The 24,499-nt window shown below is 32.5% G+C and carries 20 protein-coding genes and 1 riboswitch; of the genes, 7 read left to right on the forward strand and 13 right to left on the reverse strand.

The window, feature by feature from the left end:
* Positions 1 to 27: 27 nt before the first annotated feature.
* Together AB9Q04_RS04770 and AB9Q04_RS04775 are read right to left on the reverse strand one after the other, a co-directional pair.
* Entirely contained in the window at positions 28 to 726 is a 699-nt protein-coding gene (locus AB9Q04_RS04770; protein ID WP_410024225.1) for a rhomboid family intramembrane serine protease, read from the reverse strand.
* A 6-nt stretch (positions 727 to 732) separates the two neighbouring features.
* Positions 733 to 1,827: a glycerate kinase gene (locus AB9Q04_RS04775; RefSeq protein WP_410024226.1), complete on the reverse strand. Its 1,095-nt coding sequence runs from the start codon at positions 1,825 to 1,827 to the stop codon at positions 733 to 735.
* Between the two features lie 218 nt (positions 1,828 to 2,045).
* Positions 2,046 to 2,133: riboswitch (TPP riboswitch) on the forward strand.
* A gap of 22 nt (positions 2,134 to 2,155) precedes the next feature.
* Here AB9Q04_RS04775 and thiW point away from each other — a divergent pair.
* Genes thiW through thiE form a run of 3 tightly spaced genes read left to right on the forward strand, consistent with a single transcriptional unit; the run spans position 2,156 to position 4,062 of the window.
* Positions 2,156 to 2,662: an energy coupling factor transporter S component ThiW gene (gene thiW, locus AB9Q04_RS04780; RefSeq protein WP_410024227.1), complete on the forward strand. Its 507-nt coding sequence runs from the start codon at positions 2,156 to 2,158 to the stop codon at positions 2,660 to 2,662.
* The gene (gene thiM, locus AB9Q04_RS04785) at positions 2,655 to 3,446 is read left to right on the forward strand and encodes a hydroxyethylthiazole kinase (RefSeq protein WP_410024228.1); all 792 of its coding nucleotides are present in this window, start codon (positions 2,655 to 2,657) and stop codon (positions 3,444 to 3,446) included. The genes thiW and thiM overlap by 8 nt, the downstream gene beginning before the upstream one ends.
* Entirely contained in the window at positions 3,433 to 4,062 is a 630-nt protein-coding gene (gene thiE / locus AB9Q04_RS04790) for a thiamine phosphate synthase (protein ID WP_410024229.1), read from the forward strand. The genes thiM and thiE overlap by 14 nt, the downstream gene beginning before the upstream one ends.
* Before the next feature lie 687 nt (positions 4,063 to 4,749).
* Here thiE and AB9Q04_RS04795 read toward each other — a convergent pair.
* Positions 4,750 to 5,172 (reverse strand): hypothetical protein, encoded by a 423-nt coding sequence (locus AB9Q04_RS04795; protein WP_410024230.1) that lies wholly within the window; start codon positions 5,170 to 5,172, stop codon positions 4,750 to 4,752.
* 282 nt (positions 5,173 to 5,454) lie between these two features.
* Here AB9Q04_RS04795 and AB9Q04_RS04800 point away from each other — a divergent pair, with 282 nt between their 5' ends.
* Together AB9Q04_RS04800 and AB9Q04_RS04805 are read left to right on the forward strand one after the other, a co-directional pair.
* Positions 5,455 to 5,853, forward strand: a complete 399-nt coding sequence (locus tag AB9Q04_RS04800; protein ID WP_410024274.1) for a thiamine phosphate synthase — start codon at positions 5,455 to 5,457, stop codon at positions 5,851 to 5,853.
* 577 nt (positions 5,854 to 6,430) lie between these two features.
* Positions 6,431 to 6,604 (forward strand): hypothetical protein, encoded by a 174-nt coding sequence (locus tag AB9Q04_RS04805; protein ID WP_410024231.1) that lies wholly within the window; start codon positions 6,431 to 6,433, stop codon positions 6,602 to 6,604.
* Between the two features lie 215 nt (positions 6,605 to 6,819).
* Here AB9Q04_RS04805 and AB9Q04_RS04810 read toward each other — a convergent pair whose 3' ends face one another.
* The 7 genes from AB9Q04_RS04810 to AB9Q04_RS04840 all read right to left on the reverse strand — a co-directional run bounded on the left by AB9Q04_RS04810 (position 6,820) and on the right by AB9Q04_RS04840 (position 19,558).
* Positions 6,820 to 7,437, reverse strand: a complete 618-nt coding sequence (locus AB9Q04_RS04810) for a CAP domain-containing protein (protein WP_410024232.1) — start codon at positions 7,435 to 7,437, stop codon at positions 6,820 to 6,822.
* 9 nt (positions 7,438 to 7,446) lie between these two features.
* Entirely contained in the window at positions 7,447 to 8,214 is a 768-nt protein-coding gene (locus AB9Q04_RS04815; RefSeq protein WP_410024233.1) for a hypothetical protein, read from the reverse strand.
* 302 nt (positions 8,215 to 8,516) lie between these two features.
* Positions 8,517 to 9,377: a PPK2 family polyphosphate kinase gene (locus AB9Q04_RS04820; protein WP_410024234.1), complete on the reverse strand. Its 861-nt coding sequence runs from the start codon at positions 9,375 to 9,377 to the stop codon at positions 8,517 to 8,519.
* 62 nt (positions 9,378 to 9,439) lie between these two features.
* Positions 9,440 to 13,294: a tetratricopeptide repeat protein gene (locus AB9Q04_RS04825; RefSeq protein ID WP_410024235.1), complete on the reverse strand. Its 3,855-nt coding sequence runs from the start codon at positions 13,292 to 13,294 to the stop codon at positions 9,440 to 9,442.
* 11 nt (positions 13,295 to 13,305) lie between these two features.
* Positions 13,306 to 17,322, reverse strand: a complete 4,017-nt coding sequence (locus tag AB9Q04_RS04830) for a protein kinase domain-containing protein (protein WP_410024236.1) — start codon at positions 17,320 to 17,322, stop codon at positions 13,306 to 13,308.
* Positions 17,323 to 17,329: 7 nt separating this feature from the next.
* A complete protein-coding gene (locus AB9Q04_RS04835) occupies positions 17,330 to 19,015 on the reverse strand; it encodes a hypothetical protein (protein ID WP_410024237.1) in 1,686 nt (561 codons plus the stop codon).
* Between the two features lie 9 nt (positions 19,016 to 19,024).
* Entirely contained in the window at positions 19,025 to 19,558 is a 534-nt protein-coding gene (locus tag AB9Q04_RS04840) for a hypothetical protein (protein ID WP_410024238.1), read from the reverse strand.
* 409 nt (positions 19,559 to 19,967) lie between these two features.
* On the opposite strand from AB9Q04_RS04840, the gene ahpC reads away from it, so the two are divergent.
* Together ahpC and ahpF are read left to right on the forward strand one after the other, a co-directional pair.
* Positions 19,968 to 20,537, forward strand: a complete 570-nt coding sequence (gene ahpC, locus AB9Q04_RS04845) for an alkyl hydroperoxide reductase subunit C (RefSeq protein WP_410024239.1) — start codon at positions 19,968 to 19,970, stop codon at positions 20,535 to 20,537.
* A 22-nt stretch (positions 20,538 to 20,559) separates the two neighbouring features.
* Positions 20,560 to 22,107 (forward strand): alkyl hydroperoxide reductase subunit F, encoded by a 1,548-nt coding sequence (gene ahpF, locus AB9Q04_RS04850; RefSeq protein ID WP_410024240.1) that lies wholly within the window; start codon positions 20,560 to 20,562, stop codon positions 22,105 to 22,107.
* Between the two features lie 37 nt (positions 22,108 to 22,144).
* Here the strand turns inward: ahpF and AB9Q04_RS04855 are convergent, their stop codons facing one another.
* The 3 genes from AB9Q04_RS04855 to AB9Q04_RS04865 form a co-directional block, all read right to left on the reverse strand.
* Positions 22,145 to 23,143 (reverse strand): virulence RhuM family protein, encoded by a 999-nt coding sequence (locus AB9Q04_RS04855; protein WP_410024241.1) that lies wholly within the window; start codon positions 23,141 to 23,143, stop codon positions 22,145 to 22,147.
* Positions 23,144 to 23,596: 453 nt separating this feature from the next.
* Positions 23,597 to 23,800 (reverse strand): MgtC/SapB family protein, encoded by a 204-nt coding sequence (locus tag AB9Q04_RS04860; protein ID WP_410024243.1) that lies wholly within the window; start codon positions 23,798 to 23,800, stop codon positions 23,597 to 23,599.
* Between the two features lie 263 nt (positions 23,801 to 24,063).
* A complete protein-coding gene (locus tag AB9Q04_RS04865) occupies positions 24,064 to 24,414 on the reverse strand; it encodes an arsenic metallochaperone ArsD family protein (RefSeq protein WP_410024244.1) in 351 nt (116 codons plus the stop codon).
* Between the last annotated feature and the right edge of the window lie 85 nt (positions 24,415 to 24,499).

Consider the following 24,499-nt stretch of genomic DNA (forward strand, 5'->3'; position numbering starts at 1 on the left):
TCTTTCTTTTATTTGCTAAAGTAGCCACTAGTACCTGTAATATCCTAGGTAAAAAAACAAAGATAAAAAGCTTACAAATACAGTAGCAAAGGCTATTTTACTACTAAGCTTTAGTTTATATCCCCTAGGGCTAAAAACTCCTGATAAAATCATTCCCCCTAGTAGTGATAAAATATGACCTATATTATACTCAAGTAAAAAGGAATCAGATCCATGGATAATCCTAAAATAAGCTTCCGAACCAAGGATAATAAGAACCATAGGTATGATATATTGCCTAGCCCAGCCATTTATTTTCTCATCCTTATAAAAAAATAGGGTACCTATAGCTAAACCATAAAGTCCAAAATATCCCACCGAGGATCCGCCCCCTGCAGATACTCTTTTAAATACAAGAGGACTAAAGAGCTCCTCAAATAAAGCAACTAATAAATAAGTGCTAATCACAACCCAGGGGCCGAACTTATCCTCTATGCTAGGAGCCATCATATATATGACTATCATATTAAATATAAAATGTATATAGCTTAAATGGACAAAGGCATGGGTAAAAAGCCTATAATATTCTCCCTTAGCAATTAAATCAGAATTGGCTGCCCCAAAGCGAATTAAAGTTTGGGTGTTGGGTCCACCGTTTATAATGATTAGTGCAAACATTATGGTGTTGATTAATAGAATAAGGCCTGTAGCTTTATAATTTTTTAATATATCTATAAGCTTAACCATCAGAATTTACCTATTGATTAAAACGTCATTTATTTCTGATGCCAAGGCTCTCATTGCATTTTTAAGTTCATTTCTATCAAACTTATCCGATATTTGGTAGTCATGGATTATATCAAAGTTATCCCTTTGTCCTATAGGTTTTTTATCCTTATCTTCTAGGAATATAATATTTATATCTTTGTTGTAGGCCTTGGCGTATTTTGCTACAGATATGGAACTTAGCCCGTCAAATTGATCGACATTTTCTCCAAGGATTAAAGTGTCATAATTCTTTATCATCTTATCAAAGTCTAATCTTTCTAAAACTAGGTCCATAGACTTGGTAATTTTTGTTTTGAAAAATGTATATAAGGCCCAGGCAACTCCCCCACCCGATCCTAAAGATGGTAAATCTACTGGGTCAATGCCAAGGGCTTGTTCAATTTTTTCTTTAAAGTGCTTGGAACCCTTATATAAAAATGCTATATCTAGTTCTGAAGCTCCTTTTCTATAAACCCTGCTTTCTAAGAAAGAATTTTTACCAAAAATGGTCATATCAGAGCTTGTGGCAATGACTATGTACTTATCAAAAATCCTATGGTCCATATTTGAAAGGTCTACTCTTTCTACTTCTACCATATTTTTTGCAATAGGATTTAGTTCGTTTCCTTTATTATCATAAAATCTAGCCCCAAGGGCATAGAGCATACCCATTCCAAGGTCATTAGTTGCTGTATCTCCTATGCCTATAAAAAATGAATTGGCTCCTGCATCTAGTCCATCTACTAACATTTCTCCAAAACCAAGGGATGAAGAATTCATAACATCAAGGTCTTCTTCGTATAATAAACGTAGGCCGGAAGATTGGGCCATCTCCATGACTGCGTAATTATCTTTCATAACATATCTAGCAGTTATTACTTCATTTTTAGGATTGTGGACATTTACATAATGGTAGTCGCCATCTAAAAGTCCCTTCATAGCTTCTACTGTCCCCTCTCCTCCATCTAAAAATGGAATAAGGTCGGCATTATCCCCTAATTCTTCTTTAAAAATGTTTCCTATCTCTATTGAGTTTTCATAATTTTTTATTGAATCTATTGCTATTAATGTTTTTATCATATACTCACTCCTTATAAAATATTACCCTAAAATCGGTTAAAATAGCATAAATTAAAGCTTTACAAAAGATAGTCATATGTTATAATAAACAAGAAAGTTTATACTTTCGCTGTTTAACTCATGGAATCTTAACGGATTTCACCCATCAAAGACCATCACGAGGCGTGGTGGTTTTTTATTTAGCAATTTTTTTCCGTTATGTTATAGTATATTTATTAATATAAATAATGGGGTGCTAAGTAGCTGAGATTATACCCAAAACCTGATCTAGGTAATGCTAGCGAAGGGACTCTTCTCACTATTTATCTCCATACAAAAGGAGTATCTAATGCAAAATTCTAAAAATTTACGCAAATTTGTTTTACTAGCTATGCTTGTAGCCATTGGTGTAGTTATATCTCCAATCTTAAGGGTTCATGGCTTTGCCCCAACCCAGCATTTTATAAATGTGGTTTGCTCAGTTTTTCTAGGTCCATATTACTCTCTAGCCTGTGCTACTATGATTGGCCTTATTCGTATGAGCCTTATGGGTATATCTCCCCTAGCTTTAACTGGTGCAGTTTTTGGCGCCTTTTTATCAGGACTTTTATATAAAAGATATAAAACTTTTTTAGCAGCTTGTATAGGAGAAGTTATCGGTACAGGGATAATTGGATCCATGGTTTCTTTTCCAGTTATGAAATTTATAGCTGGAGATAGCAAGGTTGCTTTATTTACCTTTACACCAAGCTTTGTAATTGCAACCATAATCGGTTCATCTGTCGCCTATATTTTCCTAAAGGCTTTAGAAAAAAATGGCAGCCTAGCTAAAATGCAGGAGTCTTTAAATGATTAATTTTGATGATATTTTTAAGCAAATAAAAGAATCTACCCACACTATCCATGCCATAGTAAGCCCACTTGCTTCAAATGATTTGGCAAATGTGCTTTTAAGCTTAAACCAAGCCCCTATTTTGGCAGAATACTATAAGGAAGTTTATGAAGTAACTAAAAACTCCCACGCCCTACTTATAAATCTAGGAACTTTAAATCAAAGCAAGCTTATGGGTATCAAGGAGGGGTTAAAATCAGCAAAAGAAAATAATATTCCCATCATCCTAGACCCAGTAGGAGCATCTGCTACAAAAGTGAGGCTTGAAACTAGTCTTTACTATCTTAAAAATTATCCCATCAAGGTTTTAAAGGGTAATTATAGTGAAATCTATTCTATCTACCACAAAAAATTAACAACTAGCGGAGTAGATGCTAAAAATATTGCCAAAGAAGAAATAATAAAAATCTGCCAAGACCTTGCTACTATGTATAACACAATAGTAGTGGCAAGTGGTAAGGAAGATATAATTTCAGATGGCAAAGAAACTTTACTTTTAAAAAACGGCAGCCCACTTTTACCAAAAGTCACCGGCACAGGTTGCATCCTAGGTGGCATCATAGCAGCTGCTTATTCCTTTGAAAAAAATTTAAATGCCATAGCCCTTGCCATAAGTATATTAAATATAGGAGCAGAACTTGCCATAAAAGATAAGGGAATGGCGACTTTTAAAATATCACTACTAGATCAGATTTCCCTTATAGATAGCAAAACAATTGAGGAGAGAATCATATATGAAAAACTTTGACCTAAGTCTATACCTAGTTACAAATAGAGATAAATTAACCGATGAAGAATTTTTTAAGACAGTAGAAGAGTCCTTAAAGGGTGGAGTAAGCCTAGTCCAACTTAGAGAAAAAACTGCCCCAGCCCGAGAAGTCATAGAACTTGCTAAAAAATTAAAAGAACTTTGCCATTCCTATAATGTACCACTACTAGTAGATGACAGGGTAGATATTGCCCTAGCAGCAGATTTAGATGGTGTTCATTTAGGAAATGATGATATGGATGTGGCGGATGCTAGGAAAATCCTAGGTAATGAAAAAATTATAGGATCAACCGCAAAAAATCTAGATTGGGCAATAGCAGAGGAAAAAAAGGGAGCAGACTACCTAGGAGTAGGAGCAATTTTTGAAACCAAAACCCACGTCAAGACAACTAGGACAAGTGTAGAAACATTAAGGGAAATAAATGATAACATATCTATCCCAACAGTAGCTATAGGAGGTCTAAATTATGATAATATAGACATACTAAAGGGCTCAAAAGCTAAGGGGATTTCTGTAGTTAGGGCTATTATGGATAGCAAAGATCCATATGAAGATGCTAAGAAATTAAAAGAAAAAGTTATGAATGTCTTATAACTAAAATAGTAGCTGTTGCAATCTAATATATACAGCGTTATATCATTGGAACGCATTCTCAGAAGCTTTGAAATCTAGCTCGTAGTAGGAGATGGAGTCAGAGATACTTTCTGAAATGGTATTCAAATATTTTGAAACGATTTGTGTACTTTGCAACAGCTCTATTTATTTGATGATCATGTTTTATCTAATAACAATCTTTAGATTATTTCACTATTAAGAGAATATATCTCCCAGTAACATAACTCCCACAAAATATATAAAATTAAAATCTAAATTAGGTAAAAATAACTGGAATAATATAAATATAATTAAACCAATTAAAATGTAAGCCAGTAAATTAAATATTATTATATTGTTACCCTTATCATTATTTAAGTATTTCATACTTAAAATTTCTTTTATATAGAGTAATATTGTCAATGGCAGCAAAATTATAAAAATAGGAAGCATTTGTTTGCTTAATACATAGTAAACCAATGAAACTAGCAACCCTGCAATAGTATATCTGAATTTTAAACTTTGAAATATTTTTTTATTACTCAAACTATATAACTCTCCATTCTGTTTGAGCAATGTTGCCATAGATATCAGACTTTTCTCTGACCTGCCATTCTAATTTACCATTCTTATTTTTATCCCAAATTTTAACCATGCTATCACCACCAATGTCAGGAGAAAGAACAGCTATCTCCCTTCTATTACTTTTTTTGGAACATATTTGAATAGATTAAATACATTGCCTAAACCACTCGTTAATCCACTGGTCATAGCAAGATTCAATGCATTAGCAGCTATATTGTTATTTACTGTCATTCTAGTTTTCCAAGACTTCCATTTTGGTACACTAAAATATTTTGATCTATTAGACACTGAATTAATTCCAGCTGATGAACTTTGTTTATTAATAGAATTGTATTTAATTCTTACTATAAAATAACCATCTTTATCGTAAAAAGTTTCAATGTCTTCATTAGGCAGATCTTCATATAAGTAATTACCATCAAAATCTACTGAATCTGCATATACTTTTTTTGTTGGAAATATATTTATTATCAAAATAGAAGCTAAAGCAAAAAAGTACATCTTATAATTCTTTTTTTGTAACATATTAAATATCCTTTCTTTAATAGATTTATATATCTTTTAATTTTATTATACACACATTCTTTTTTTGTAAACTATTTATAAATATTTAACGGTCATATATGATCTTTTTTAAGTTAAAATTAGATTCTAACATAGCTTTATATAAATAGGTTATAATGTTATTGAAAGACTACAAGCTTCATATAAATGATTTTTAAAGTATTTTGATGTGATTGAAATATCATTACGGGTAGAACACATTTAATCTAAATTAATATAAAACATCTCGCTTGTGAAATAATAATTCTTGAAAAGCCTAAAGACCTTTGTCACTCTTACAATATCCCACTACTAGTAGATGATAGGGTAGATATAGCTCTCGCAGCTGACCTAGATGGGGTCAACCTAGGAAATGAAGATATGGATGTAGCTGATGCAAGAAGGATCTTAGGAGCTATCTTTGAAACCAAAACCCATGTCAAGACAACTAGGACAAGTGTAGAAACCCTAAAAGAAATAAATGACAATATATCTATCCCAACAGTAGCTATAGGTGGTCTTAATTACGAAAATATAGATATCCTAAAAAATTCTGGTGCATCAGGAGTATCAGTTGTAAGAGCCATTATGGATAGTGAAGATCCCTTTGAAGATAGCAAGAAGTTAAAAGAAAAAATTGTAGATATATTAGATTTACAATAAAAATTATCTTTATATATTAGAAATTAATTTATTCATGCAGAGGCTAAGCTAAGCCCCTGCTTTTTTTTATACTAATTTAAAACTTAAAACCACCCATTATATCTTCTTAGTATTAAACATAATCAATAAGTATCCACAAAAATGTGTATTTTAATCGCCCAAAGATTTTAATATAATTACATTAAATAAAAGAAAGGAGGTAATTATTAATTAAAGATAGCTATTACATCCTCACTATTATACAAAAGCTATCAATATCTATATTCAATTTATTAAAAATGTTACATATTTAATCAAAACAAATTATAAGTACAAACCCATACACTAGCTATGGTTCTACAAAAATTCTAAGATATACAACTGGTGCCATAATTCAAGATAAAATTCCCCTAGTTTATACGCAAATGACAATATAGGCATATCTTGAAAGATCTACTTGTAGCCCCATATATCCTCACTGTATACCTGCGGGTAAGTATAAGTACCACACCAAGTACTATTCAGATAAAATAGGACACAATTAATTAACGAAACTAACTATATAGATGGTTAGTATTTAAACTATAAGGAGATAGTTATGAATAAAGTAAAAAAGTTTTTTTTAGCTTATATAATAGTAACTATATTAATTCTAATTTATTTCTTTATTAGAGATAAGCAAGTAAATTACGATTATTTAAAATCTGTCCTAGTACAATTGGTTGTAATGGCTATTGTTTTCTACTTCTCTAAAAAAGACTTAGACAAGTAAAAATATAGATTAAAGGCTGGTTTGTATAAATATTATCCTAACTAAGCAAAACTTACTTATATAAATCAGCCATATTTTATTATTTAAGATTGAGTTTATATAGATATATTTTAATCTACCTACTGAATTTTAAGCAAACAAAAAGCCCCAAGATGGGGCAAACAAAAACATTTTATTATTCTTAAAGGTTCTTTTTTATTAATCTTATTTTATACTTATCTGAGTGACATGTAGTTTACTGTATATTCTACTGGGTAGTCTTGGCCGTTTTTTGTAACGCCTGCTACTTTTACTTGTAGTTTTGTACCAGCTTCATAGTTCATTCCGTATCCAAATGTGATCGCTTTTACATTTCCTTTAAAGCTTTCATCAACGTTTGCTGCTGTGTTAACTTCTCCTGTTGTTAGGTCTGTTACTTCTACTGTTGCATTTGTTAGGTCAAAGTTTTCACCAAACATTAGTGATAGGCTTGAACCTTCTGAGTGAAATTCGCTGATTGCTGTTTCACCTGGGTAAGCGTAAACTGTGTTAGCATTTTCTCCAGCATAGTCGTTGTTATTTACAAACATAGCGTTAAATTCTTCTGTTTGTCCAAATCCAACTTGGCTTGCTTGTGGGTTTAGTACCCATCTTCTGTGTCCTACTTCTAATTGGTTTTCATTTCCTAGGTCATCTTTTAGGTATTCTACTACTGAGTCAAGGATGTTAAAGCTTGCTGCAAGGTTTGAGTTTTCTGCACCGTATGCTCCGTTTACATATTCTACTGAGTCAGAAGCAAGTCCTGTTGGAAGTCCTGGGTAGTGGCTAACTTGTAGGTTTAATCTGTTTACCATTGTTGCTGCTTATGCAAATTGAGTTTGTTCATTTCCTAGTGCTAGTTCGTTTTTGACACCTGATGCAAATCTTGCTGTGTTTGCAATGTGTAGTGCATCTTCTTGAGCTGCGTTTGAAACTTCTCCAAGATTTAGAGAATTTAAGTCAGCATTTGGTGTGCTTACAAAAGCTTCTTCACTTTCTGGATTGATTAGGTTAAGTCCGTAGAAGTCTTTTTGATCAGCTGCTTTTGATTCGTAGTTTAACCAGTATGCTTTAACTTCTTCAACTGATGGGCTAGCAATTGTAAGTCCATTTGTTACTTCATTTGTTTCTACTAGTGTGTTCTCTTCTACTACTGCTTCTTGAGGAGCTGCTACGTTTTCTTCTAAAGTTTTTGGTAATGAAAGAGATTCAGATGTTTCTGATACTGCATCAATATTTTCTAGTTCAACTTCATTTGAAGCAACTTCTTTTACTTCTTCATTAGCTACTTCAGCTTCTTTAGTAGTTGTTGTTTCTTCTGCTACTATAGCTTCTTCTTTAACTTCTTCTTTTTTGTTTTCTTCTTTTAGTTCAACTGTTTGTGGGATTAGATAGTTTCTGTTATCTTCTTTTTCTATTTCTACAGCATCAGCTTTTGGTGTAGATATATTTGCTACTTTTACTTCTCTAGCTTCTGTTGTTTGTGCTTGAGCTATTTTTGTATCGTTTGATACTTGCGCTTGGTTTGATCCGCATCCTGTTGTTGTTAATAGTGCTAGTGCTAATGTTAGTGCTTTAAGTTGTTTTTTCATGGTAGACCCCTTTAAAATAGTTTTTTTGTTTTTGTTTTTGTTTTTTGTTTTCTTGTTCTTTAGTATGTCTTTATTATAGGTGGGGGTTTTTAGCTCAATTTTTTTTGAAATTCACTTTTTTCTTTTGGCTTTGTTTTGCCCTCACCTTTATTCTGATTACATTATAGAGGGGGTCTATCAGCTCAGTTTTTCTTGAAATCCACTTTTTATTTTTATCTATTTTGCTAGGGTCAAATGGTTAAATTTGAACAAAAAAATACCAGACCTAGGAACTTCCTAAATCTGGTATAAACAATTTTATATTAAATTTTATCTTCTTTTAAGTCCTTAATTATTTTTTCTACTTTTTCTTTTTCTTCACTATCAAAGCTTGGATAGCTTGGATTTATATTTTCTATGGCTTCTATTAAGGCAAGGGTTGCTATTTTTCTAGATAACCATGGATTATCTGCTGGTAAAACATACCAAGGCGCTTTCTCAGTTGCTGTATTATTTAGCATATCTTCAAAAGCCTTTTGGTAGCTATCCCAATTTTTTCTATCTTCTATATCTGAAAAAGAAAATTCATGGTTCTTATCTTTGTTTTCTAGTCTTTCTAAAAGTCTCTTCTTTTGCTCATCTTTTGATACATGAAAGTAAAATTTCATTACTGGAAAGCCATTTTCTTTCATATATTCTTCAAAATTATTAATGTGCTTATATCTTTTTTTCCATAGGTCAGGGTCATTTTTTATCTCATCTGGTAGGTGATCTAGGGTGTCATATATTTTTGGAGAAATGATATCTTCATAATATGACCTATTTAATATGCCAATTTCTCCTCTCTCTGGCAAGCCCTTATGCATTCTCCATAAATAATCATGGGCATTTTCTTCTTCAGATGGTTTACCAAAAGATGTCTCTTTTAAGCCTTGAGGCATTAAATTTGAGAAAATGTATTTTATAATCTCATCTTTTCCCGCTGCATCTAGGGCTTGAAGGACTACAAGAATCCCGTATTTACCTTCTGCATTTAACTTTTCGTGAAGCTTTCTAAGTTTTGGTACTAGCTTATCATAAAGTTCTTTTTCTATATCTTCATCTTTTTCATCACTTACCAGATAACTATCCAAATCGGCAATTTTTATTTGCTGGCCGGTTAATTTAAATTTATTCTTATCCATATTTTCTCCTTTTGTATATACATACCCCAGTAAAAAATACCGGATAGGCTATCCGGTATTTTTTATTCAAAATTTTCGTGTTGATAAATGAATTTATTTATATTTTCTTGGTTATTTTTGTAATCTATAGCATTGGCAGTTGCTATGGCTAGGTCTAGGTAGGCCTTGGCCTTTTCTTCTTTGCCCCAAAGGGTATAAAGTTCTGCTAGGTTGCTATAATTTACCATCAATCTTTCTTCGTTTTCTACTGACTTATGATAATCTATAACCCACTTGGTAAGGTCAATTGATTTTAGATAACACTCTTCACTAAGAGCATAGTTTCTATCCTTTATCAAGTAGAGATTGCCTAAATTGTTGTAGGTAATGGCTGTCTTCTTACGCTTTTTATATGGGTCTTTTAAAATTTTAATCAGCTCTATTACTTCTAAGTACAAGTTTTCTGTTGCACTTAGAGGGTAATTTAAGTCTGTTTGATTACAAGCTAGGTTGTTATAGATTATTAAAAGTTTTTCTATATTATCATCATCTGCAAATTCTTTTATCAATCTCTTATGGATGGCAATAGCTTTTTTATAATATTTTTCACTATTGTCAGTATCACCTAACATAAAATATAGGACAGCAATGTTAGTATAGCAAGTTGCTAGGTTTTCCCCATAGCTTTTATCTATTTCAATTTCTTCAATAGTATGCATCAGATCTATTGATCTTTGGTAGCAAAATATTGCATAATCGTCATCTGCCCTGTTATCCACATACAAGAATCCTAAGTTATTGTAGGAAGTTGCAAGGTCTGTAATGCTTTCTTTCGTTGAGCTATTAGTTAATAAATCTTCTTTTAAAGCTATGGCCTTTTTGTAGTATTGATAGGCATCTTCGATTTTCCAATCGGCATATAAATTTCCTATATTGTCATAGGTAATTGATAGGGATTTTTTTACTGATACTATAGCCTTATGCTTTAATATTCCCTCAAATATTCTCATAGCCCTAAAGTAGAAATTTTCCGCTTTTTTCCTATCATCTATTAGCTCGCTTGCAAAAAGGTCGGCAATATTATTGTAGGCCTTGCCTAGAGTTTCTTTATTTTCTAGGCTAGGTTCTTCTTGTTCGATTTCTCTAATAACATCAATGGACCTATAGTACCACTTTTCAGCCTTGGTAAAGTTATTTTCTGTAAAATATAGGCTGGCTATATTAATATCGGCTAGGGCAAGGGTCTTTTTAAGGTTAACATCTTCATGGTCATCTAAAAGTCTTTTTATAATTATAATAGCCTCTTTGTAATAGTCCTTAGCATTTTTTAAATCCTCATTATTCCCAGTTGAATATAGATTTGCGATATCGTTATAGGCCATGGCTAGATTTTCTTTATTGACCATACTAGGTTCGTCATTGGCAATTTCTTCGAACATATCTAGGGATTTTTGATAATATTTTTTGGATTCATCTTTTCTGCTAGGACGTATATCTAAATAAAATCTTGCTATATTACTATAGGCATTGGCAAGATTTTCCTTACTTGAAGAATTTTTATCTAATTTATAAAGTTTTTCATTTATTTTAAGGGAATTTATCAAGTAGCCTTCGCTTTGCTTCATATCCTTTCTAGATCCCACATCATATTTCATGCCAAGGTAGGCCGATTGGTCTGCATATAGGCTCATCAGTTCCTTATCATCTGGATGGGTATCAAGAACAATTTCTAAGTATTCTAAAAGCGACTTACCATTATGCTTGGTAGCCATAAGTGATTCCCTTGTTTTTTCCTCAAAGGAGCTATAAACAAAATAGGTTAATAGAATTTTTTGAGATTCTAAGTCAAATTTGCTAAGCTCCATAAATACTTCTCTTATCCAATCATCATCATTATAATCAAGACTTATATTGTGAATTTTGGTAATGGAATCTATGGCAGAGTCTATATCATGATAACTTAACCTTTTATAGTGTTTGCCAATTTCTCTTAAAAGATCTACCACTGCTTCTATATTATGAGCCTTATAGGCTGAGTAATATTGCTCTTGAAGCTTTATTGGATCTTCTATAGGTAAAGTCATAAAGGCATTGGCAATATCATTGTGAAGCCTTGCTTGATTTTCATCTGATAGGGCTTCAAGGATTGCTTGACGGATAATCTTGTGGGTAAAGTCTATCCTTAAGTACTTATCCTCTAGGAAAAAGGCCCTTAGATATTTCTTTAAAGTAGCAAAATCTAGAGAGTTGTAATTATCTCCTAGAAGTTCATAAATCTTTTTTAAATCACTTTCACGAAGGCCTCGCCTTGAAAGGGCAATATATGCAATAGTTTTTTCAACATTGTCTGTATTTGTCTTTAGATTTTTGGATGCATGGGAGATTATATCTAGGATTAACTCCTTTAAGTCATTTGGCATTTCTTGGATAAGATCTTTTTGGTAGGTAGTTATTTTCTCATAACCATCGCCTGCCCTTAATATCCTTAGATAATCTTCACTATTCATCATTAATAGCCTTTGGACTAGAAGTGATATATATAAAGGGGATGAACTTCCTTCCTTATCTATAATTTCTTGCTTAATTTCAAAAGGCAATTCTTTGTTGTTTTCAGACAGGGAAGAATTTATAACTTCTAGTTTATCATTATCATCTAGCTTACCTAATTTAAAGTTTAGGTAATCATTTAGGAAAATATAGGTATCACTTGCCCTTTCATCTTCATCTTCTAGGTAGGAAATTATAAATTTAATCTTACTGTCGTTGGTAAAGTTTAAAGGTTTAATTAGCTCTGCCACCCGAGCTGGGTTGTCTAACTGGTCTATGGCATCTATTAAGATAACTATCTCTCTTTTACCTTTTTGAAAATATTCCCTAAGGGCTGTTTCGTATAATCTCTCATCCTTAGATTTTTCTTCCTTTTTGTTACCCTTAGCCGCATCTTCTTCTTCAAAATCATTTAAAACTTTGCTAAAGTCTATAGCTTCATCCTCTTTTTTAAGAGTTTCATTTATATATTCTGTGATGACTCTCATTATCCCTTGAGGACTTGTAGTCTTTGGGGTTAGAGATGAGAAAAGGATTATAGAATTATATTTTTTATTAATTTTTTCAGAAATTTTGGCCATAAGGGTGGACTTACCATTTCCACTTTTTCCCTTTACGGTTATGATATTATTATCTTCAATCTCTTTTAATATTTGATTTTCTATAGATTTTCTAGCATTGGATGTTACAGATTTCTCATCAGCCTGGGTCTTGTGGTAGAGGATTTCTTTTTGGTTTTCTGTTAAATCTTCTTTAATGCTTTGATTTTCAAAAAGAACCCTAGTCATATCCTCCTTGGCTACATCAATAAACTTATCTACCCCCACCAAATATCCATTTTTATAAGTTACATCATATTCATGGATATTTTCTGCTGGAAGGACTTGTCTGATTTCTTCTTTTAGTTTTTCTATTTTTTCTTTTTCTTCTGGGTTCTGTTCGTAAATGGTGCCTTCTAAATCCCCTACTATATTTCTAATATAGGCAAAGGAATGCTTGGCGTATTTGGGATTTTTTAAAAATCCATAGTCTACTTCCAAGTTTGTTATAGACTTTTCTATTTTTTCATCTGGAGAATATATACCATAGCGGACACCAGTTTCTTTTACCAAATCATTATCTGGTATCCATCCATATCTATCTCCTACAAGCACCATAAAGTATGGCCTATTATTTTCTATCTCATCTAGGCATACTTCTAGTATTTTTTTATCCTTATCTTCCTCATTTTCGATGTCTGTATCAATACCCCAACGCAAATCTTGAAATTTGATTCCTTCTATTCTTTTTTGATATGCCTTTTCATTTAAGTCTGGGGATAGTTTTGTCTGTATCAAATCCCTTTCGATATGCATATCTTTAAATGTGCTTGATACAAATATTTGTTTCATCTAAATATCACCTAATCTTTTTTTAGCTGCCAGTTTTTTTCTGCCTTTGCTATATTTTCTAAGTATCCTACGATACCGTTATTTTTAACCATATCACGATCTATTAGATAGACACCTGTGGCCCTTGCTATTTTTCTAATAGAAGTATCAATACCATTACTATTTGTATTTACTAAAATCGGCTTGGTATCTATACCAAACTGCTTAGCCTGAGTTTTTATTTCATAAACATCTTCTTTTCTTAGTTGATCTTGGATGGTTGTTATAATAAATGTAGAAAATTCTTTGGTACATACTATATCAATGTGATTTTCTACTCCTTCACTTATAGGACCATAATCATCGTAGGCCTTCCACTTTAATCTAACATCGATTTTTATCTCATCAAAGACTGAGCTTTTTCTAATAAGTTCAAAGTAGGTATAGATCTGTAAGGCTATACCTTTTTCCAAAAATTCCCTAAAGGCTATATCTCCTAGCTCATAATTAAATACTAGGGTATCGCCATTAGCCTTTACAAAATCTTGCCCGTTTATAGGATTAAAGATTCTTATATCTTGCTCATCATCTATATCTTTATCTAGATTTTTCATCATCTTATTTAAACTTTTAGCTAAATCTTTGGCATCTTCTCTTTGGATTTTATAGCTAAAGCTTAGATTATTGCTCATAGCATAGTAGTAGATATTCTTTTCTTCTTCATTATCATAAAGAGGGAAGTAAAGTTTTCTTAAGTCAAAAACTTCGAAGTATTTATAAAGATTTTCACTTATAAACGTACCTAAGATTTTGGAAAATTCGTCATTGTGGCTTTGGATTTTTAATTTGCCGGGATTTACTGGATATTTATAATCGATTAATAGACCTTCATCCTTCATATCATTTAAAAAAGAAGTAAGTTTTTGATATTTTAATTTATCATCTCGTTTGAAAATAAAGTCTCCCACTTCTATCATACTTGTATTTACTTCTTTTTGATAGGATGCGCTTAAAATATATTCTGGCATAGATTCTCTAAATATTTGGGTAGACTCTGCCCAATCATCAGAATCAGATTCTATATAAGCCTGCCAGAGCTTTTCATAATAATTATTTAGCCTTGCTAGGTTGTTTTCGCTAGCTGCATTATAAAATTTAGCATTATTTAGGAAGAAAGCTTCTTCTACTGTTAAAGTTCTGCGGTTTATATAATAGTCTATGGCATCATAGTCCCCACCCCACTTATTTGATCCTAAATATTCTACATAAGGTAAAATTATAATTTCAGGTCTTTTGGCATCGGTGTGGGTATTTAAGGTAAGATCTACTACAGCATCAACCTTGCTATATAAATGCATCTGATCATAGCTAATCATATAAACATTTAAAGATTTTTGCTGTCTTTTAATTTTTAAAAACTCTACTATTTTGTTAAATTTTTCCTTATGGTCTGCTGGATTTTCAGAAAGCAAGATTAAATTTTTAGGATCAAACTTGATAGCTGCTAGAACATTTGCCCAAAGCAGCTCATCATCTGCTACAAAAGGAGCAAATATAGTTTTGATAGGCCCATGTTTTATAAGGGGCTTAGCATCTATTACCATGTAGTCTGAATATCTAAAAGACTTTGGTTTTTCTCTTTCTATCATCAAGGAAATATCTTGTTTGATAAGGATATAGTCAGCCATTAGCTCTTCCTTACCTAGAAAATCTTCTTCAAATCTTTCATCAATCATACTTAGTAGTTGATTTACAGTATTTATAGCAAAGGCTTCTTTGTCAATTAGCCTATCGGTAATATTGTAAAGCTCCTCCCAAAGAGGGAAAAGTTCACGCAAACTATCATTGCCATGCCAATTGGTATTATTTAAATTATGGCTAATACGTTCCATAACTTTTATATCTATATTTTCAGTTTTCTTAAATAAAAACTCTTGGATTTTACGACTTACTATCTCTAGCTCATCGTCCTCTCCTGCTTTAAACTTCTTTATATTGGTGTTAGCTATAAGAGGGTGGAGCTTATTTACCTTATCTACGTGTTTTTTAGATCCTGTGTAGGCATAGTTTTTAAATTCTTCTTCACTTGGCCTGCGGTAACCTTGGGTTATCATAAATTTATTCCAAGCGTGGTGTTCCCTATCAGCAAAAATATCACGTAGTGACAAAACATCAGTCTCTCGCCCTGGTTTTACAACTGTTTCATAAAAATGTTTTGAAACATCTTCATGGTTGGATGAGCCAGCCATATAAATCCTATATTTCATAGAAAGGGCAGTCCTTACAGAAGATTTTAGGCTATAGAGGTCATTTTTTATAAAATCTTGCCAAATTTTAGCATCATCCACTCTCTCACCACCGTATTCTCTTGTGTAATATTTGTGAACTTCGTAGGCCTCTTCTAAGATGCTTTCGCTAAATTCTTTGTTACGAAAAGTTGCTGCACTACGTAAATCTACATTATAAAGACTAACAAAATCATTTTCGAGTGTTTCTATACCGCTGGCAAATCTGGTGTAGTTGATAATTAGGCGGTTTTCCTCTATATCCTTAAATTTTTCATAAAGCTGATTGGCAAATTCTGTATAATTTTGCCCATCTTCATGGTGAATTATTATATAATGCTCGTTTATATCAGAAATTTTCCTTGAAAAATTAATGCTTGCATAGGAACTTTCTGTAATAGCTGGATTTATAGTATCACTTACTAATTTACCTTCTATACTAATTTTTGTAGTTTCTTTTAAAAGGGGCATAGCAGTTATAAGAGTTTTATGGGTTTGCTTAGGATTTTTGGTATAAAAAGTAAAGCGACTTTCTACTCCATCCAAGTCAACTGATGCAAATAACAAGCTAAAGAAATCAAGGCCCCTATTTAAATCACCCACTATGGCAATGTCTATATAAGATTTTTCCTCATCCTTTTGGATATAGTTATAAAGGGGTCTATTTTCTATGATAAAGGCTGCTGAAAGAATATTTGCTATTTGTTCATTTTTCTCTATATTAAGACCCGCTTGGATCTCATCCAGCCTTTGGCTAAAGTCACTTACTGTAAGGTATCTGTGGACAGATAAACTTTCTTTTAATAAATCAATAATTTTATCAGTAGTTACTTTATTTAAAAATATTCTGTTTGATTTTTTAAGTAAAACTTCCCTAAGATTGCGGTCTAGGTAGTCCATATCTTCATTTTCTAAATCTTCTGGATACCTATCCATTAAAAGATAGAAAAATGTAACACCAAGCATATATAAATCTATCTCTTCACTGATAAATATTTCCTTGCGTTTGTTGATATTTGATACATAACGCAATTCTGGTGGGATAAAGGCACGTTCATTTGGCATGAAAAATTCTGTAATACTATCTAAATCATCCAAAAATACTGCCGCGTCAAAGTCAAATAATTTTACCCTATCGCGTTTGTAGTCATAGAGGATATTAGCAGGTTTCAGGTCCATGTAGATAATTTCTTTTTGGTGGAGAAAGTGTAATATCTTAGAAGTTTGCCTTAAAACATCTATAATACTACCTAGGTCTAGATTATTGTATTTATCTACACTTTGGGCTTTATCTGTATCATATAAGGCAAAAAGATAGTCATCTGATTTTTCTAGTTTATAGGGCCTTACTATCATATCTTCTAGAATTGGATCGATTTCCACAACTTTTATGTGCTTATCATAGGAATCAATAAATTTTTTGCGGTCCTTAACTAGAGTTAGCAAGCTTTCTTGGTCTTTGGCATCAAAGTGTAATTTTATAGGATCAGCTTCATCCCTTATACCCACTATATCTTCTTCGTTATAATTTGGGAAAAACTCCTTTAAAATCATATTTTTCTTTGGTGGATAAAGGTCATCTACTTTAACTTCATAGACTAGGCAAGAAGCACCAGCACCAACAAGCTTTCCCACTTCTATTTTATATTTTAATTCTCCCCTATCATCCAAGATTTCTACTTCTTGGCCGGATAAAGAAGACCTAGTTTGGTCTATTTCTTTTATTTGGCTGATAAATTCTTCCTGTGTCTTGAAATTTTTCATCTAGTCTTTATTCTCCTATATTTATTAGATACTTAGCCCACAGATCGCGAAAGGCATCTATTGGCTCATCATAAACTACTAGTTTTAATAGAGTTTCCTCATATGGGTTTGATATATTGTACTCATAAAGTCTTGAGTTTCTCAGCTTATAATCCATAAATATAAGGTAGTTTCTCTTTCTTTTGGCTGGGGTTGATAGTTTATCAAACCATATATCCTCATTTTCTAGGACAAAAGATAGAAAATACAGGGTAATTAGCCTTGATCTAGTAATTTGTGATATCTTATTTTTTTCTATAATAGCATTTAGGTTTTCGTGTTTTATTTTTGTATCTTTAAGCAAGTCATCTAGGGCTAGTATTTGATCTTCTGGCAAAGTTACATCTTCATTTGATATTATGGCATCTTCATTATAAAGATAGGATAATAGTGAAGAAATTTTTTTCTCAGATATATAGATTGAGTCTTGCTCTACCCTTTCGATACCCGCTATCTCATTTTGGTAAATATAATCGCTATATTCTTCTCCAGAACCTAGGATAGGTACTTCATCCTTATAGGTAAAGTTATCACTTTTTAGGCTGATTTCTTTTTGACCTCCTGTTGGATTTTTTTCGAGTACATATTTTTTTTCTGGATAATAGGTTTTAGTATCCCTTCTTTTATCTGATTTAAAAACAAAGGGCATATCTTGAGTAATTATTATATCATCATCATTTTTGTAGAATATTTTTACATTTCCTCTTGAAAAAAAATCGGCATTTTGAGTAGAACCATCATCATTGCCATATTTTACATTTGAAAAACCAGCTATTTCATAGTCAAGCTTTTCTTCTACTTCATAGAAGGTGGATATAAATTCACTTTTTATAGTCCTATTAGTATTTTCACTAACTAAATCCTTATGGTAGGCTATAATATTTTGAATAACAGCATCATCCACCTGCTTCATATTGCGGTACTCATTTAGATAATCATCTAGGGAGTTTTGTAAGATAGTTGTATTTAGGTTGGTATCTTTTTTTTCTACCCTAACATCTAAAAGTTCATCTTGGTGGTCATAAAGATAGTTTGCCCTTACAAAAAAATTGACAGGATTATCTGGAAAGTGTTTTAGGGCAATATAAACCAAGGCTTCCTTTTTATCCCAAATGTTAAGCCCTGTTTCTTCTAATGCTTTCATCAAAAATACTTCTAGCTCAGCAAGATCCATACCTAGGCCAAAGCCATATATAAACATCTTATCACGGCCTATTACACTTGCCTTAAAGTCTTTTCTGATTTGTGTTTTTTTCCAAATTTTCCTGTCATCTTTGTCATAGTCCAAAGATCCATAGACCTCACTTTTTGAACCGTGAGGGTAGAGATTTTTTTCTCTAAACAAATCCACTACTAGGTCTATGATTTTTTCAAAATCTTGATTTTTTTCTCTTTTTTCTATAGAGCTAAATATGTCTGCTGCCTTATCACCTATATCCTCTTGGGCAAAACCAAGATCCCTATAATGGCTAAGGAGCAAAAAATTAATTATGTATTTATAAAAAGGTATCTTTTTTCTAAGAGCTATGGTGTTATTAGCACCAATTTCTATAGATTCTATATCTAGATACTCCCCAGAACTGATATTTTTTTGCCATTCAAACTCATTAGTTTCAATTACGGTAGTTTCTCCAGAAACTATTGCATTTTCCATACAAGCTCCTTAATTAATATATTCATATGTTTGATCAAACTCTTCCCTGTCTATTAAGTTAAAATCAACATTTTCAATAAGGTCTCCATCTCTTTTGACATCATATATTAATATAATATCATTTTTTTTAGCCTTAAGGGTAGTGCCCCACAAGTCTGCCTGGTAAAAATATTTTTCCGAGTTAGGATTTATCAAAAGCTTGCCAGTTTCTAGCAAATACCTTATGACTTCATCATCCTCATCGCCATACTGCCAGCTACAAAGAATCACTGGAAACTGTTCGTACTTATATCCATCTAGGTGGCGGTGGTGTTTTAAAAATCTTTCGCGCGCATTAGGGTAGGGATTGTTAGCATTATCAATTTTTACAAAGTCCCCAACCTTAGCCACCTCTCCTGATGTAGTAGTCTCTGTCGAGTAGACCTCATAATAATCCTTATGCTTAATAATTTGTCCACTAGTAATAAAGTCTTTTTCAAGGTCTGTTCCAGTCCCCAGCTCAAAAGCCTTTACGTAGACATTAGTTTTTTTAACTTTTTTCATAGTTCCTCATTCAAATTTTAATTTATATAATTTTTAAATATAAGTATCCCTAGGTATATCCTAGGGTTTCACTAGGTAATATTTTACCATAAAATTTTAAATATTTATATCGCTTTATAGTAATATTGTAAAAATCACAATATTTATAAAATGATAAGCCCCACACGAAGACAACACCTTAATAACTTATGAGGTAAAGTGGGGTAAAACTCTCTCTCAACCTTTTAAAATCCCATTTAAGACATACTTTAAAGTTTAAAATAATTTCCTAGTATTTGGGTACTATAACTAATGAAGTTAATCTTATAATCTCTAAATACTTTAAGTTGACTTTTAGTTTAGAATGATTATAATATTCATGTAACCATTAGTAAAAAATACTAAAGAGTATATAAAAGGAGATATAATAATGGCATTTATCGGTAAAACCCTACCAGAATTTGAACTTGACGCTTATAACCCAACAAAAGACGAATTTACAACAGTTTCTAGTGAAGATCTTAAAGGAGACTGGAAAGTTCTTATCTTCTATCCTGCAGACTTTACATTTGTTTGCCCAACAGAACTAGAAGATATGCAAGATAACTACGAAGCTATAAAAGACCTAGGTGCAGAAGTTTACTCAGTGTCAGTTGATACACACTTTGTTCACAAAGCTTGGCATGATAATTCAGAAAGAATTAGTAAACTTCAATATACAATGATTGCTGATAGCAACAAAGAATTAGCAAGAGAACTAGATATCCTTGATGATTCAGGTAAAGCTTTAAGAGCAACATTTGTAATTGACCCAGAAAATGTTATCCAAACAGTAGAAATCAATGCTGATGGTATAGGTCGTAAAGCAGCTGTAAACATTGATAAAATCAAAGCTGCAAAATACGTTGCAGAACACCCAGGTGAAGCTTGCCCTGCAAAATGGCAAGAAGAAGGAGATGAAGTACTAACTCCAGGCCTTGACCTTGTAGGTAAACTATAAGATAAAAAGGAAAACTAAATAGATGCTAGAAAATAATTTAAAGCAACAGTTAGCCCAATATCTTGACATGTTAAAAACAGAAGTCACTATTGGGCTTTCTGCTACTAATGATGAAAATTCTAAAAAAGTAAGAGAATTTGTTAAAGAAGTAGCAGAACTTTCAGATAAAATAAAAGTCGAAGAAAAAGAATTAACCTACACACCTTCATTTGAAGTAAAAGGTGACTTTGACCACGGTAAGATTGTCTTTGCAGGTGTACCCCTAGGCCATGAATTTGCTTCTTTTGCCCTAGCTATGCTTCAAGCAGGTGGGGTTGCACCAAAGGTAGATGAGACTACTAAAAAAAGAATAGAATCTATAAAGGCTAGCGATTTTGAAACAATTGTTTCACTTTCTTGCCACAACTGCCCAGATGTAGTTCAAGCCCTAAATATTATGGCAATTTTAAATCCAAATGTTAACCACACCATGATAGAAGGATCCATGTTCCAAGATATAGCAGAAAGCCGTGATGTCCTTGCAGTACCAGCTATCTTTAAAGACGGAGAATTTTTAGAAGGCGGTAAGCAAACCATGGATAGCCTTTTGGATAAAATTGCAGGTGGCAAATCAAAAGATGACTTTGCTGACAAGGCAGCCTTTGATGTTCTAATAATCGGTGGAGGCCCAGCAGCAGCAACTGCAGCAGTTTATGCAGCTAGAAAAGGTGTATCAACAGGACTAGTTGCAAGTGAATTTGGTGGACAAGTAATAGAAACCCTCGGTATAGAAAATATACCAGGATTTAAATATACAGAAGGTCCATCATTTATGGGGCAAATGGAAGATCAAGTAAGGGCCTTAGGTGTAGATATCATGACAGGAACCCTTGCGGAAAATATCAAAGAAAGTGAAAACTCTTCCCAAGACCTCCGCCTAATCGAAGTAGAACTAGATAACGGTGCAAAACTAGAGGCAAGATCAGTAGTAATCGCAACTGGTGCAAGATGGAGACTTTTAGGTATCCCTGGCGAAATCGAATTTAAAAACAAGGGTGTAGCCTATTGTACCCACTGTGATGGCCCATTATTTAAAGGCAAAAAAGTAGCAGTAATCGGTGGAGGAAACTCAGGAATCGAAGCTGCCATAGACCTAGCCGCTATGGTAGAGCACGTTACAGTTATAGAATTCTTACCAGAATTAAAAGCAGACCAAGTTTTAAAAGACAAACTATTTAGCCTAGACAATGTAGAAGTAATCAAAAATGCTCAAACAACAGGCCTATATGGTGAAAATAAACTACAAAGACTAGAGTACCTAGACCGTGAAACAAATGAAGAACACGCTATAGATGTAGAAGGTTGCTTCATCCAAGTAGGTCTAGTACCAAACACAGACTGGCTAAAAGAAAGTGAAGTAGAACTTACTGATAGGGGAGAAATAATAGTAAACCCAGATGGATCAACAAGCCTAGAATCAGTATATGCGGCAGGTGATGCAACAAACAGCCTATTTAAACAAATAGTAATAGCAGCAGGATCTGGTGCAACAGCAGCCCTTGGTGCCTTTAACTATCTAATGAGAAACTAATATAAACTAAACCGGGATTTTAATTTTCCCGGTTTTTTTATTCCTTATTTTTTTTCGCCTTTTTTTCTAAAGCTTTTAATGATTTTAAATATTCTCTCTCTACGCTAGAAACCTCAGCGGTTTGATATTTCTTGTACTCTTGCTCTGCTTTGGCTATAGCTTTTTTCTGACTTATTTTACCAGCATTATCTAGTACTTCTTCACCTGTGCTACTGAGTATAACATCAAGGTGATCTATGTAATCCTGCATATACATAGGTTTTCTTTTTATAGCTTGAATCTCAGCAAAATCAAAATACCCTGAAACTAAATTATTTAATATTTTAAGTTCTTCTTCAGTTAAATAATTTTTTGCTACTCTGATATCTTTCTTCATAGGTACTTCTCCTGAAAAAGTGGTAAGACCCATAAAAGGTTCATTCGCATTAGAGCGTTCGTATATAATTTCAGCCGCTGTATGACCATGAGCTGCATAATGTAATTTATTCTGAACTATTTTGAAAAATTTAATTGATTCATCACTTTTGGGATTGTAATCAACGCTAGTAGCATATAAGTCTAGAACTTGCCTATACATCATTTTTTCTGAAGATCTTATGTCTCTTATTCTATCTAAAAGTTCATCCCAGTAGGTGCCCCCACCCATGTTTTTTAGCCTGTCATCATCTAGAGTGAATCCTTTAATCATATATTCTTTCAATCTTTCAGTGGCCCATATCCTAAAATTAGTAGCTATATTTGATTTAATTCTATACCCTAAGGATATTATCATATCTAGATTATAATAATTTGTATCGTAAGTTTTCCCATCTGAAGCTACAGTTGGAATTTTCCTTGTAACATCATCTTTATTAAGCTCACCTTCATTTAGTATATTGCGTATATGATCGTTAACATTAGATTTACTAGATTTATAAAGTTCTACTAGCTGATTTTGATTTAACCAAATGGTATCACCTTCTAACCTCACACTTATTTTCGTATTTCCATCTTCAGTTTGATAGATTATTATTTCACCTTTGTCATAACTTTCCATTTATTATCCTTTCTTGTTTATATAAAACTTATTGTCTAAATTCAGTTGTTCGGAATTTCCGGACAACTGGAAATAATAATTATTATGTATTATAATTAATTTACTATATAGGTAATCGGAACAATTTTTCATCATACTTACTATATTCTACAGACTTTAAGTTGAAATATTCTTCTAGCTTCTTAAAAACATATTGATCTTATAATTTTTTCTAAAAGATATAGTCATCTCAACCATTGATATATCATCCTTATTTTCATCTATAATCTTTATCTTTCTTACCTCAGCACCTTAATTTGCAGTAAAGTTTAAAAATCTAATCTGGTTAACGTTGTATGTATTAAAAACCATAACATAAGATTTGGTAAATCTCTTATTATAATATCACTAAGAGGCTTTAGGGATATCAAGGTTATAAGACACATAATAATAGCGATTATAGCTCCTTCATAATTATCCAATTCCTACTGCGAGATCTATAGCTCCAGATAGCCACAAAGTAGCCGCTGTGGTAAGTCCAGATACTTCATAATTTTTTTGGAGTATAGTACCAGCACTAAGGAATCCTATCTCGCTTACAACTTCTCCAGCAAATCTTGTAGCATCCCACTTCTCATTTCCATAAAACTCTTCAAAACCATCTACGACAATTAGCATGATAAGGAATGCTCACACACTTACAATAAAACCTGCTGCTCTATTTCTAGATTCTCTTTCCCATCCTATCAAATCTCTCAAAAAAGCAGCTAGTAGCAATCTAGCTCGAACTATTAATACTTCCACGCTCTTCCTCCTCCATAGATTATTATCCTGTCATAGCTTTATATTTAGCCTATATAAAAGACTATAGACCAATATAAACAAAAAACCAGTCGCTCATCAGCAACTGGTTATACTAATATATTTATTTATAAATTATCCTAACATCCACAAGTTGCACCAGAACCACAACCACATCCACCTTCATCATCCATATCATCAAGGTCTGAATCTGGGAATAGGTACTCGTAGAACTCTGAATTTTCTGGATATCTGCGAGTTATAACTACCTCATCATTTAATAAAACGATAGGCAGTACGTCTTCTCCATTTTTATCTAAAAATCTACTTACAATTTTGTTCTCATCAAATTTTTCTTTTTCATCATCTAAGTTATATCTAGTAATACCAGCACCTACATTTGTAAGTTCCGTAACAATCGTATTAACTCTATCAAGTTCCTTGCTATCAATGCTACTTACACTTGGTTCATATATATATAAATTTCTCATTAATTCCTCCATTGAAATTGATTATCATTATATATTTATAATACCATATGACTTTTAAAAATCCTAGATAATAAGCAATTATAAA

This window comes from Anaerococcus groningensis (assembly GCF_046365465.1).
GTDB lineage: Bacteria > Bacillota > Clostridia > Tissierellales > Peptoniphilaceae > Anaerococcus > Anaerococcus groningensis.